Here is a 13,211-nt window from a genome sequence, read left to right on the forward strand (position 1 = left end):
TTCGACTCGCTGACGCGGCGGACTCGGTGATCAGGCGTGCCCGGAAGAACTATCTAAAGAACTTATTACAAGGCATTGACAAAGCCGCCTGGATTCTTCAGACTGACTGTGCCCGGCGCGGGCGCTTTCAGGATCGAGGAGGATCGTGAAGAGAACGGCTCTTGCAGCGGTGGTGGCCATCGCTGCGTTGATCGGCACGGAGCTGGCTCCCGTCCAGGCGGCCAATGCCGCACCCCTGACCGCGGCCGACTTTCTCAAGGCGAGCGGCAACGTCCTCAAGACCAACTCCGGCACGGGTGCCACGGTCAATCTTCGTGGCACGAACATCGGCGGGTGGTTGACGCAGGAAGACTGGATGTCGCCACTCGGCGAGTTCGCGGCTGACCGCACTGGCTGGTCGGCGACCGCATCGTCCGGCACCGCAGGCAATGCGCTCGACGGCTCCGGAACCTCGGCGTGGACGACCGGCGCCAACCAGTCCGGCACCGAGTGGATCCGCCTCGACCTCGGCGCGAACACGCTCTTCAACCGGATCGCTATCGACAACCCGACCGCGGGTCAATGGCCCCGCGCGGTCAACGTGGAGACCTCAACCAACGGCACCACGTGGACCAGCGTCGCGACGCAGCCGGGTACGGATGGCGTGACGACGATCCGCTTCGCCCCCCAAGTGGCACGCTACGTCCGCGTGAGCCAGACGGGCACCGCCTCGACCCCATGGTCGGTGGGCGAGATCAACCTCTTCAGCGACCCCGCGCTGCACAACGGCACACACACCGCGACCGCATCGTCCAGCGCCCCGGGAACGACCGCCGGGATGACGCTCGACGGGAACGTGTCTACGGTGTGGCAGTCGGGCTCGGCGCAGGTGCCCGGGCAGACACTCACGATCGACCTCGGCCGCAACGTCGACATGGACAAGCTCCTACTAGATGCGGGTGCCGCGACTGCCAACGACTACCCCCGCATCTGGGACGTGTTCACGTCATACGACAACACCAACTGGACGCAGGTAGCCAGCGGCTACGGCACCAACCGCATCGTGCAAGCCGACTTCCAGGGCACCAAGAACGGGCGCTACCTGCGTGTCGTGTCCAACGGGACCTCCGGCCAGTGGTGGTCGGTCGCCGAGCTCGCTATCCAGGCAGGCACCGCCGTCGACCGCGGCGGATGGGGCGTGACGGCGTCGGTGGGGGCATCCCCGTCCCTCATGCTCGACGCGAACACCGCGACGCGCTGGACCACGGGCGCCGCGCAGACGCCGGGGCAGTCCTTCACTGTGGACATGGGCGCGTTGGTCACCCTCAACAACGTCACCACCGACACCGCGAAGAACGCAACCGACGAGGACGACTGGGCACGCGGCTATACGCTCGAACTGTCGCGCGACGGCTCCTCGTGGACTTCGGTGGCCACCGGCGTGGGAACCCGCAAGGCCACCACGATCGGATTCGTCGCTCAGGCGGCACGGTACTTCCGGCTGACGCAGACCGGGTCGGCGGGCAACTGGTGGTCGATCGGAGAGGTCACCGCTGGGCTCTACAACGACGACTACTCCCTCACGCGCACGATGACGTCACGCTTCGGCACAGGCACCACGGCATCGATCGTGGCGACGCACCAGGACACGTGGTTCACCGCCGCCGACCTCGACAACATCCAGGCGGCGGGCATGAACTTCCTGCGCGTCCCCATCGGGTGGAACGTCTTCCTCAACCTCGACGGCACCTGGAAGTCCAACCCCTGGACGAAGATCGACTGGGTCGTTGACCAAGCTGCGGCACGCGGCATCTACGTGCTCCTCGACCTCCACACCGTTCCCGGTGGCGGCTGCCCGTGGGGTTCCTGTGGCCGTATCGGCCCGAACCCGAACGGATTCTGGGGCAGCGCGACATCCCAGGACTGGGTCGAGGACATCTGGGAGGCCATCGCGACCCGCTACGAGGGCAACCCCGCCGTCGCCGGGTACGACCTTATCAACGAGCCGCTGATCGACTACGGAGAGGATGCCGCGGACGTTGCGCAGAAGAGCGACTACTACGACCGGCTCTACGACGCGGTGCGGGCGATCGACCCGGACCATGCGATCTTCCTCGGCGCCTTCTTCGGGCTGAACGCCATCGCGTCGCCGTCGACCTATGGCTGGACGAACGTCGTCTACGAGTACCACCCGTACGACATGCCCAACTCGAAGGACTGGACCGCGCAGAACCAGCTGGTGACGAACGAGCTGGGCGGCCTCGCCGCGAAGCTGTCGAACCCCGGCGTCCCGATCTACTACGGCGAGTACTCGCTGTACTACAACGACGACGTGTGGGCGCGGTTCATGGCGGGGCTCAATGCCGCGAACGTCTCGTGGTCGAACTGGACCTACAAGGTCAAGGGCACCGCCGGCGACGGGTTCGCGTACTGGGGCATGTACTACAACAACCAGAAGCCGGTCCCGGTAATCAACAGCGACGACGCCGCGACGTACCAGGCCAAGCTCGGCCAGTTCGGCACCGCGAACTTCACCGCGAACACGCGGTTCATCGCGACGATCTCGAAGTACGCCGGCGGTCTGGGCACGTTCTCCCCGACCGCGGTCAGCCACAGCGGCTGGACGGCGACGGCCTCGTCGACGGCTTCCGGGTCATCCACGGCGGCGGGCATCGACGGCGCGAACGGCACGTCGTGGCAGAGCGGTCAGGCGATGGCCGGCGGCGAGTGGTACCGGATCGACATGGGATCGGCCCAGACCGTCGCCATGGTCACCGTCCAGACCGCCAGCGGGTCCCGATGGGACTACCCCCGCGGGTTCACCGTGGAGGTTTCGACGAACGGCACCAGCTGGACGACCGCGGCGACGGGCATCGCGTACGGCTGGAAGCGGCCGATCTCGATCGCTCCGACGACGGCCCGCTACATCCGGATCACCCAGACCGGAACGGCACCCCAGTGGTGGACGATCGACGAGATCACCGTCTACTCGTCGTACTGATCCGCCGCTTCTCCCTCCCGGCGGCGCCGAAAGCGCCGCCGGGCACCACCACCCGAAAGGAAACCTCAATGAAGAGAATGCACTGGCTCGTCGCGAGTGCAGGCGTGCTCACACTCGGCCTGGCCGGGTGCTCCTCGTCCGGCGACAGCCCCTCGGACGCGGAGGACGGCGAACTCACCGTATGGGTCATGGGCGACAGCTCCGAGCACTTCGACACCCTCATCGCGCCGTTCGAGAAGGACAGCGGCATCGACGTCGAGACCGTCGCAATCCCCTGGGACAGCGTCGATCAGAAGTTCACGACGGCCGTCGCGTCCGGTGAGGGCCCGGATGTCTTGCAGATCGGGCTCTCGAAGCTGCGGACCTATGCCGACAGCGGCGCCCTGCTCACGCTCGATGACAAGACGATCGCCGACTACCCGAACCTCGCGGCATCCAACTTCATCGACGGCATCGCCGGCGACGCGACCGCGATCGACGGCAAGATCGTCTCGGCCCCCTGGGTGTCCGACACGCGTGTGCTGTTCTACCGGTCCGACATCCTCGCCGAGGCGGGGATCGACACACCCCCCGCGACGTGGGACGAGCTGCGCGAGGCGGCGAAGACCCTCGCGGATCGGGGCGACGGGCAGTACGGGTACTACATTCCCCAGTGGGACAGCGCCCTACCTGTCGTGATGACGTGGGACCAGGGCGGCGACATCGTCGCCGACGGCGCAATCGACTTCGACACCCCCGAATTCGCGCAGGCCGTCGACCTGTACACCGGGCTCTACGCCGACGGCAGCGTGCCGACCAACAGCGACTTCGATCAGACGCAGGGCTTCGTGTCGGGCATCACTCCGATGCTGGTCAGCGGCCCCTACCTGGGGGCTGCGATCAAGGACGCCGCCCCCGAACTCGACGGCAAGTGGGACGTCACCACGGTCCCTGCGGGGACCGACAGCACGTCGCTGCTGGCCGGCTCGAACCTCGGAGTGTGGGGCGCGACCGACAACCAGTCCGGAGCGCTCGAACTGCTCGACTATCTCTCGCAGCCCGAGGTCCAGGTCCAGTGGTACGAGCTGGACGGCCAGCTGCCGACGGTCAAAGCGGCGCTCGCCGACGACGCGCTCACCACCGACCCGCTCGTCGCGGTGTACTCCGAGCAGCTCGCGAACTCGCGGTTGCTGCCGCTCGTGCCCAACTGGGACGGCGAGACGGGGAAGGCGCTGCTGGACGCGCTGAACTCGATCGTGCTCACCGGCGCGGACCGAGACGCCGCGATGGAGACACTGTTCACGACCACGGCCGGAACACCGGCCAACTGAGATCGAACCGGGGTGCGGGGTGGTGCGCTCGGCACCACCCCGTTCCCTGACTATGAGGACATGAAGACCCGACTCACGCCCTACGTGTTCATCACGCCGGCGATGCTGCTGCTCATCGCCTTCGGCGTCCTGCCGATCGCGGTCGCGCTCGTGGTGAGCTTCACTGACATGAACCTCGCCGGCCTGGGCGACTGGTCGCGCATCCAATTCATCGGCGCCGCCAACTACGAAGCGCTGCTTGCGGATGCCGCGTTCTGGCAGGCCCTCGGCAACACCGCCGTCTTCGCGATCCTCGGAGTCCCGAGCGTCATCGCGGTGTCGCTGGTCGTCGCGCTCGCACTCAACCGCTCGCAGGGGCGCTTCTTCCGGATGCTGCGTTCCTTCTATTTCGTGCCCGCGATCACGGCGATCGTCGCCATCGCCCTGGTCTGGGGCTACCTGTTCAACACCCAGTTCGGCCTCTTCAACTACCTGCTGTCGCTGATCGGGCTGCCGCCGGTCCCATGGCTGTCGGATCCTGTCGTGGTCAAGTTCTCCGTCGTCCTCGTCGCGGTGTGGCGAGGGCTCGGGCTCAACATCATCATCTTCCTCGCGGCCCTCCAGGGCGTGCCCAAGGAGTATCTGGAGGCGGCAGCGATCGACGGCGCCTCGGGTCTTCGGCGCACCGTGTCCATCGTCATCCCGCTGCTGCGCTTCGCGATCTTCTTTGTGACGATCACGACGATCATCGCGTGGCTGCAGTTCTTCGACGAGCCCTTCGTGCTTACCAAGGGCGGACCGCTCGGCGCCTCGACGTCGATCTCGCTCTTCCTCTACCAGGAGGGGTTCTCGTCGAGCCAGTTCGGGTACGCCAGCGCCGGCTCGGTCGTGCTCTTCGCGATCATCGCAGCCGTCACCGTCACCCAGCTGCGACTGAGGAGGGCCGATGTCGACTACTGAGCTGCTGATCCGCGGAACCCGACAGATCTCCGCCGAGCCCGAGCGTCGCCGTCGTGCGTCACGAGGGCGCACCGGCACGATCGTGATCGGGGCGTTCCTGGCCGTCGGCGCGCTGGTGACGGCGTTCCCGTTCCTATGGATGGCGTTCGCGTCGGTCAAGCCCCGCAGCGAGTCCGTCGCGTACCCGCCGCAGCTGCTGCCGCAGCAGCCGACGTTCGAGTACTACGTCGAGCTCTTCGCGCAGCTCGACTTCGGCCGCTACCTGGTCAACACGCTCCTGATCGTCGCGATCTGCATGGTGGGCCTGCTTCTGATGGCTGCCGCGGGCTACGGGTTCGCGAAGTTCTCGTTCCCCGGGCGCGACGCCCTGTTCTTCCTGGTGCTGGTGACGATGATGATCCCCGGCCAGGTCACGATGATCCCGAGCTACCTCATCCTCAACGGCATGAAGCTGACGAACACGCTCATCGGGATCGCGCTGCCCATGCTGGTGTCGGGGTTCGCGGTGTTCTTGTTCCGCCAGTTCATGACGACGATCCCGACCGAGGTGCTCGAGGCCGCCCGCATCGACGGGGCAGGCGAGTGGCGCATCTTCTTCCGCATCGTGCTGCCCATGTCGGGCCCGATCCTCGCGGTGCAGGTCGTGCTGACCTTCATCGCGGGGTGGAACAGCTTCCTCTGGCCGCTCATCATCGCGAACGACCAGAACCTCTACACGCTCTCGGTCGGGCTGTCGCTCCTCAACCAGCAGATCGCCACCAACCCCTCGCTGCAGATGGCCGCGTCGACCCTGATGGTCGTCCCAATCCTCATCGTCTTCGTCGTCTTCCAGCGCTACGTCGTACAGGGCTTCGCCCTTTCAGGTCTCAAGTGAGGATGCCGATGACACGCCTATTTCGTCCGGGAGTGGTCCGAGCCGAAGGAGCGCGCCTCGTCGACGACGCCGGCCCGCTGCTGCTGCGAGGCGTCGGCCTGGGCAACTGGCTCCTCCCCGAGGGGTACATGTGGAAGTTCGGCGACGAGCAGGCCTCGCCCCGCCTGATCGAGCGACGCATCCAACAGCTGGTCGGACCGGACCACGCCGCAGAGTTCTGGCGACGCTTCGCGGATACGTTCATCGCGGAGGACGACTTCGCCCTCATCGCCCGTCTCGGGTTCGACCACGTACGTCTGCCGATCAACGCACGGGGGCTCATCGACGACGCCGGCGGTCTGCGCGAGTCCGGGTTCGAGCTCATCGAGCGCGCGGTCACATGGAGCGAGCGGTTCGGACTGCGCATCCTGCTCGACCTGCACGGCGCGCCCGGCGGGCAGACGGGCACGAACATCGATGACTCGCCCCACGGCAAGCCCGAGCTGTTCATGTCTGCCGACCATCGGCGCCACACGATCGCCCTGTGGCGTGAGCTCGCCAAGCGATATGCCGACCGCGACGCGGTGCTCGGCTACGACCTGCTCAACGAGCCACTCCCCGGAAAGTGGCAGCACCGCTACGCCGACGAGCTGGTCGAGCTCTATCGACAGCTCACCTCCGCCATCCGCGAAGTCGACGACCGCCACCTCATCATGTACGAAGGGAGCCACTGGGCCACCAACCCCGACCCGGTCTCGACGCGGTTCGACGAGAACGAAGTCGTGCAGTTCCACCGCTACTGGTGCCCGCCCGACGAGACCAGCATCGACGCGTTCCTGCGGCTTCGGGATGAACTTGACGTACCCATCTACATGGGCGAAGGCGGTGAGAACTCCCCGGCGTGGGTCTTCGCCGCGACCCGGCTGTACGAACGTCACGACATCGGCTGGAACTTCTGGCCGTGGAAGAAGCTCGACACTGTGACGTCGCCGATGTCGGCCAAGCCACCACACGAGTGGGACGTCATCGCCGATCCGGCGAGGACGCCATCGCCTGAACGGGCCCGGCGAATCCTCGACGAGTTCCTGGATGCGGTCGCCGCCTCGAACTGCGACCTGCGCACCGAGATCGTGGACGCGCTGTTCGGCCGGACGGTGCGTCAGCTCCCCGGATGGGCAGGGGTGCGGGATGAGGAGGAGGCGTCCATCGAAGACCTCCTCGGTGCTGTCGTGCCCGACGGGTTCTGGAGCAACACCGACGAGTCTCGCCACAACGCCGGCGAGGTCGCCGCGGTGACGCTGGCGGCCGGGCAGCGGTTGGGGTTCGCGCTCTCGGATGAGCCGCGCGAGATCCGGGTCCACGCGGACCCTGCCGACGCCGTCACTGCCCGATGGGATGCGGGAAACCTCACCCTGCACGCGGTGGACAGGGTGCGGGTGCGTGGCGTCGAGGTCGCGGTGTGACCGGCTATCTTCGAACCATGAGACCGCGCGACTCCCGCGGCGACACCGGCGGTCGTGAGTCGGCGACGGTCACGTCGCTGCGGCATCACAACCGCGCCGCGGCGTTGCGGTTCATCCTTCGCGAACGCGAGACCACGAGGGCCGACCTCGCGCGCAGCTGCGGCCTCTCGGTGGCATCTGCGGCCAACATCGCTGCGGAGCTGATCGACGACGGACTCGTGGTCGAGAACGGCTCGATGGCATCACGCGGCGGACGCCCGATCGCGGTACTCTCCCCGAACGTCGACGGCGCGTACGCGATCGGCGTGGACGTCGGAGAGCGGGGAGTCGCCGTCGAACTCTTCGACCTCAGCTTGCAGATGGTGGACCGCGAGTTCCGTGGCGGGCAGCGACAGGAGTCGCCCGACGACATCCAACGCGACCTCCGGGAAGCAGTCGACGCTCTGCGCACCCGCAACTCCGAGCGATGGGGCCGCGTCCTCGGCATCGGCTTAGGCCTTCCCGGAGTCGTCGAAGAGTCCGCCACGGGAGAACAGACCCTGTACGCGCAGAGCCTCGGCTGGGACCCGCAACCCATCCCCGCCGGGCTCGACGACCGGCTTCCCGTGTTCGCCGACAACGGCGCCAAGACGCAGGCCCGCGCCGAGCTCTGGTACGGCGCCGCGCGCGGTATCGATCATGCTCTGGTCGCCCTCCTCGGTCGCGGCGTCGGACTGGGAATCATCACGGGGGGCGAGCTCTACCGCGGCGCGTACAGCGGTGCCACCGAGTGGGGGCACACCAAGATCCGCTACGACGGCGAGGTATGCCGATGCGGACAGCGCGGTTGCGTCGAGGCATACATCGGCGCCGACGCGCTGTTGGAGGCGTGGCGACGGCGAGGCGGAGAATTCGAAGGCACGGGGTGGCACGCGATCGGCGCGCTGCTGGATGCCTCACAGAGCGACCCTGCGGCAACCGAGGTCGTGGACGCGGGGATCGACGCGCTCGGGGCCGCGTTGGGAAGCATGGTAAACCTCACCAACCCCGAAAGGATCGTGCTCGGCGGCTGGGTCGGAATGAGGCTGATGGAGCACCACCGCGACCAGATCATCGACGCAGTGAGGCGCAACAGCCTCGACCGCCTCGCTGCCCAATTCGAACTCGTCCCTGCCACCTTCGGCGGCGATACCGTCGCACTCGGATCGGCTCTCATGCCCGTCGAGGCGCTCATCGACACCCCGCGCAGCGACCTTCTCATCACCCGCGGCTGAACCCGATGCCTCACCGCGGCGTCCGGCTAGCTTGTGAGAGCGCTCAACGCGGGGCGCCTCGGATCACAGCGGCCAAATTCTTGGCTCACTGAGCCAAGAATTCACTCGCGCCATGCGAGAAAGGTGAGCATGAGCGATCTGGTCTCCGCCGAGTGAGCGTGGTGCGCAAGGGCGTGACCAGAATGGCCGAGAGATTCTCGGCCCAGCGAGCCGAGAATTGACCGCGGCGCTCGACGGCATCCCGGGGTCTCGGGCACGTGAGGCTGCAGCCTGCGGCACACCCGCATGGCTGTAGCGGGTCGGCTGGTCGTCGCCCGTTTCGCTCTCGCATTTCCCCGCTCCGCGGGCGAGGGACTCGACGCGGCGCCGCACGTCACGGGATCAGGTCGTCGCCCCCGCTCAGGTCCACGAGCGCCTCGGCGATATGCGTAACCACGTTGTCGAGTGGCTCGTCCTCCCAAAACCTGAGCACAGTCCATCCGGCGTCTTCTAGCGCCCCGGTGACGGCCTCGTCTCGAGCGCGGTTGCGCTCGAGCTTCTGGAGCCAATAGTCGGCATGGGCGGTCGGCGACGTGCCGTGCACGGGACATCCGTGCCAGAAGCATCCGTCCAGATACACGGCGACGCGCCGTCGGGTGAAGACGATGTCGGCTCGGGTGCGCACGCCCGGAGCCGGCGCGAAGTCGACCCGATACCTCAGCCCGCGGCGGTGCAACGCACGACGCACCCGAAGCTCCAACGACGTGTCGCGGCTGCGCTTGGAGCGCATCGACCGCTCGGTCGCGGGGCTCGTCGCCCACGACGTCGACGTTCCCGTCATGGCTACGACGATAGACACGGCCGACGTCGCTGGAAAGAGCTCCTGTGCGAGGTGATATGGGAAGGACCCCCGACCTGGAAGGCCCTGATCGTGTCCCATGCGGCCGACCATAGGGCCGCATTCGAGCCAGATGCCGAAGCAAATCGACCGCAATTTCAGCCTGAGTGCGGAGCAGCCTGATAAACGAGGCGGTTTCCGGATGTCGTGCCCACGCGCGACACGCCGGTAGCTGTCAGGGAACATGTCAATCTCTCACGAGCTTGTCACGTGCTGTCACGAAACGTGTCAGCTGTCACGATCCGTGTCACCCGACAGCAAGAGAAGGGTTGACGGATGCCGCAGGCCGGCGTAACGTACAACCAAATGGTTGTAGGAATTGAGCTCAGCGATGACGAGATCGACCGCGTGTTCCACGCGCTCGCTGCGGCGACCCGGCGCGACATCCTGCGGCGGACCATCGACGGCGAGCACTCCGTCTCCGCACTCGCCCGCGATTACGACATGTCGTTCGCGGCCGTCCAGAAGCACGTCACCGTGCTCGAGGCCGCGGGCCTCATCGTCAAGCGCGCCGAGGGGCGGGAGCGCCTCGTCCGGGCGGATCCGACGATGATCGCCCGAGCCCGCGCGCTGCTCTCGCGCTACGAGGAACTGTGGCGCACCCGCATCGATCGCCTCGATGCGCTGCTCGCCGAGCCGGCTCAGGACGCCGGCATCCACGATCCGCAAGACCCCAGGAACGAAGGAGATTGAGATGCCGGTCACCGACGTCACGACCGACCCCGAAGCGCTCACCATGACGCTCACCGCCGAATTCGCCGCCCCCGTGGAGCGGCTCTGGCAGGCCTTCACCGATCCGCGGCAGCTGGAGCGGTTCTGGGGGCCTCCGGGCTGGCCCGCCACGTTCACGACCTTCGACATGCAGCCGGGCGGGCGCGCGATCTACCATCTGACGGGCCCGCGCGGCGAGACGTCGTACGGGTCGTGGGAGTTCCTCGGTGTCGACGCCCCGCGCACCTTCGAGGTGCTCGACGCCTTCGCCGACGAGGACGGCACGCCGCAGGCCGAGATGCCCGAGTCGCGCATGGTATTCGCATTCGAGCCGACGGCGGACGGGTCGCGGCTGCGCAATGTCACGTACTTCTCATCCGCGGACGCGCTCGAGCAGGTCGTCGCGATGGGCGTCGTCGAGGGCACGAGGATGGCGATGAACCAGCTCGATCGCGTGCTCGAGGGCCTGCGAGCGTACGCCGGGGGCAAGGGCACGCAGACCGAGATCCTCGATGACACGCACGTGCGGATCACCAGGCTCATCGACGGCCCGGTCGACCTCGTCTGGCGCGCCCACCAAGAGCCGGCCCTGATCCAGCAGTGGCTGCTCGGACCCGACGGCTGGCGCATGTCGGTCTGCGAGGTGGACCCCACGGTCGGCGGCCGCTACCGGTACGAGTGGGAGCCGTTGGAGGCCACCGAGGGCGAGCGCTTCGGGTTCGACGGCGAGACGCTCGTGAGCGAGGCCCCGCGCCGCGCCGTCACGACCGAGCACATGACGGGCACCGACTTCCCGTCGACGCTCAACGACCTCGCGCTCTACGAGGAGGACGGCGCCACCCTCATCACGCTCGTCATCGAGTACCCCGACGCGCAGACGCGCGACATCGTGCTCGCCACCGGCATGACCGACGGCATGGAGGCCAGCTACGCCCGCCTCGAAGGCGTGCTGGCCGGCGTATGACACCGAGAGAAGGAAGAGACATGACCGAGAACACCGCACAGCGCACGGTGACCACGCACGTCGTCGGCTCCGGTGCCGACGCGATCACGTACGACATCCACGGGGACCTGGCCGAGGCGACCGCCGACCGGCCGGCGCTGTTCCTGTTCGCCGCGCCCATGGACGCGCGCGGGCTGGCGATGCTCGCAGAGCGGATCACCGATCGTCCGGTGATCACCTACGACCCCCGCGGGGCCGGACGCAATCCGGTCGACACGACCGACATCAGCGTCGAGCAGCACGCGGCGGACCTGCACCGCGTCATCGCGGCGCTGGAAGTCGGCCCCGTCGACGCGTTCGGCAGCAGCGGCGGAGCGGTCAACCTGCTCGCACTGGCCGCGACGCATCCTGAGGACGTGCGCATCGCGGTCGTGCACGAGCCGCCGCTCGCCGAGCACCTGCCCGACCGCGCGGCCGTGCTCGCGGTCGTCGACGACATGAAGCGCACCTACGCCGAGAAGGGAGACGGTGCGGCCATGGCCAAGTTCATCCCGTTCGTGATGTTCGACGGCGTGGTGCCGGACGACTATCTCGACGCCCCCGCGCCCGACCCCGCGATGTTCGGCATGTCTTCCGAGGACGACGGCACGCGCACGAACCCGCTGATGCGGAACATGCCGGCGACCCTCGACTACCGCATCGACGTCGAGGCGCTCCGGGCGCTGGGTGACCGCATCGTTCCCGCGGCGGGCGTCGAGTCCGGTGACACCCTCGCCGCGCGCGGCGCCCGCGCGGTGGCCGCGGTCATCGGGCAGCCGGTCACGGACTTCCCCAGCCATCACGGCGGCTTCACCGAATCGCCCGGGTACCCGAGCGACCCCGACGGCTTCGCCGCCCGGCTCCGGGAGGTGCTCGACAGGGCGTGAACCCAAGGGAAGTCCACGCCGCCCACCTACGATGGCGGCGTGGACTTCTCCTTCGCCTTCACGCCCGATCTGATCGCGGTGTTCCTGACGCTGTTCGTCCTCGAGGTCGTTCTCGGCGTCGACAACGTGATCTTCATCTCGATCCTCGCCTCCAAGCTCCCCAGGGAGCAGCAGGCGAAGGCCCGCAATCTCGGCCTCACCCTCGCGATGCTGATGCGCGTCGTGCTGGTCCTGTTCGCCGGGTGGATCGTGACGCTCAAAGAGGACGTGTTCTTCATCGGCGAGATGGGCTTCTCGTGGAAGGACCTCATCCTCATCGCCGGTGGTCTGTTCCTCGTCTACAAGGCCGTGACCGAGATCCACCACAAGCTCGAGGGCTCCGAGGAGGAGCACGGCCCCGGCGGCCGCAAGGCCGTGACGTTCGGCTCCGTGATCGCGCAGATCCTCGTGCTCGACCTCGTCTTCTCGCTGGACTCCGTCATCACCGCCGTCGGCATGACCGAGAACCTCGTCGTGATCATCACCGTGGTCGTGCTCTCGTTCGGCATCATGCTCTTCGCGTCGCGCTACATCTTCGCGTTCGTGAACAAGCACCCCACGGTCAAGATGCTGGCCCTGTCGTTCCTCCTGCTGATCGGCGTGTTCCTCATCGCCGAAGGCTTCGGCTTCCACATCGACAAGGCGTTCATCTACGGCCCGATGGCGTTCGCGATCTTCGTCGAGGCGCTCAACCTCTGGGCGGCCGCCGCGAAGGCCAAGCGCGAGCAGCGTCGCCGCAACCCGGTGCAGCTGCGCCCGCAGTACCCCGACGTCGACGAGTCCATCGCGGTCTCTGCCGCGCTGTCGAACGATCCGCACGCGGGTTCGGTGGGCCTGTCGTCGCGCCCGGTGGACGGCGACGCCGCTCCCGGCTCCGGCGACGAGCGTCACGGCCTGGGCTGACCGCCGCGTGCACA

The 13,211-nt window shown here is 67.4% G+C and carries 11 protein-coding genes; 10 read left to right on the plus strand and 1 reads right to left on the minus strand.

The window, feature by feature from the left end; all coding sequences use genetic code 11:
• Positions 1 to 145 precede the first annotated feature (145 nt).
• The 6 genes from IF188_RS05730 to IF188_RS05755 all read left to right on the plus strand — a co-directional run bounded on the left by IF188_RS05730 (position 146) and on the right by IF188_RS05755 (position 8,798).
• Entirely contained in the window at positions 146 to 2,980 is a 2,835-nt protein-coding gene (locus tag IF188_RS05730) for a discoidin domain-containing protein (protein WP_191170835.1), read from the plus strand.
• A 68-nt stretch (positions 2,981 to 3,048) separates the two neighbouring features.
• Positions 3,049 to 4,290, plus strand: a complete 1,242-nt coding sequence (locus tag IF188_RS05735; RefSeq protein ID WP_224751522.1) for an extracellular solute-binding protein — start codon at positions 3,049 to 3,051, stop codon at positions 4,288 to 4,290.
• 60 nt (positions 4,291 to 4,350) lie between these two features.
• Entirely contained in the window at positions 4,351 to 5,229 is an 879-nt protein-coding gene (locus IF188_RS05740; protein ID WP_191170836.1) for a carbohydrate ABC transporter permease, read from the plus strand.
• Positions 5,216 to 6,103, plus strand: a complete 888-nt coding sequence (locus IF188_RS05745; RefSeq protein ID WP_191170837.1) for a carbohydrate ABC transporter permease — start codon at positions 5,216 to 5,218, stop codon at positions 6,101 to 6,103. Before IF188_RS05740 ends, IF188_RS05745 begins: the two co-directional genes overlap by 14 nt.
• Positions 6,104 to 6,111: 8 nt before the next feature.
• A complete protein-coding gene (locus IF188_RS05750) occupies positions 6,112 to 7,545 on the plus strand; it encodes a glycoside hydrolase family 5 protein (protein ID WP_191170838.1) in 1,434 nt (477 codons plus the stop codon).
• A gap of 17 nt (positions 7,546 to 7,562) precedes the next feature.
• Positions 7,563 to 8,798 carry an ROK family transcriptional regulator gene (locus IF188_RS05755; protein ID WP_191170839.1) on the plus strand — a complete coding sequence of 412 codons (1,236 nt, stop codon included), beginning with the start codon at positions 7,563 to 7,565 and terminating at the stop codon, positions 8,796 to 8,798.
• A gap of 373 nt (positions 8,799 to 9,171) precedes the next feature.
• On the opposite strand, the gene IF188_RS05760 is transcribed toward IF188_RS05755, so the two are convergent.
• Positions 9,172 to 9,618: a very short patch repair endonuclease gene (locus tag IF188_RS05760; protein WP_191170840.1), complete on the minus strand. Its 447-nt coding sequence runs from the start codon at positions 9,616 to 9,618 to the stop codon at positions 9,172 to 9,174.
• 363 nt (positions 9,619 to 9,981) lie between these two features.
• Between IF188_RS05760 and IF188_RS05765 the strand changes: the two genes are divergently transcribed.
• The 4 genes from IF188_RS05765 to IF188_RS05780 are packed head-to-tail and all read left to right on the plus strand — an operon-like array spanning position 9,982 to position 13,197.
• Positions 9,982 to 10,368: an ArsR/SmtB family transcription factor gene (locus IF188_RS05765; RefSeq protein WP_191171056.1), complete on the plus strand. Its 387-nt coding sequence runs from the start codon at positions 9,982 to 9,984 to the stop codon at positions 10,366 to 10,368.
• 1 nt (position 10,369) lies between these two features.
• Positions 10,370 to 11,350 (plus strand): SRPBCC family protein, encoded by a 981-nt coding sequence (locus IF188_RS05770; protein ID WP_191170841.1) that lies wholly within the window; start codon positions 10,370 to 10,372, stop codon positions 11,348 to 11,350.
• Positions 11,351 to 11,370: 20 nt separating this feature from the next.
• Entirely contained in the window at positions 11,371 to 12,255 is an 885-nt protein-coding gene (locus IF188_RS05775; protein WP_191170842.1) for an alpha/beta hydrolase, read from the plus strand.
• 39 nt (positions 12,256 to 12,294) lie between these two features.
• Positions 12,295 to 13,197, plus strand: coding sequence for a TerC family protein (locus IF188_RS05780; RefSeq protein WP_191170843.1), 903 nt, complete (start codon positions 12,295 to 12,297; stop codon positions 13,195 to 13,197).
• Positions 13,198 to 13,211: the final 14 nt, after the last annotated feature.

Origin of the sequence: Microbacterium helvum (assembly GCF_014779795.1) — a bacterium.
Classification (GTDB): Bacteria; Actinomycetota; Actinomycetes; order Actinomycetales; family Microbacteriaceae; genus Microbacterium; species Microbacterium helvum.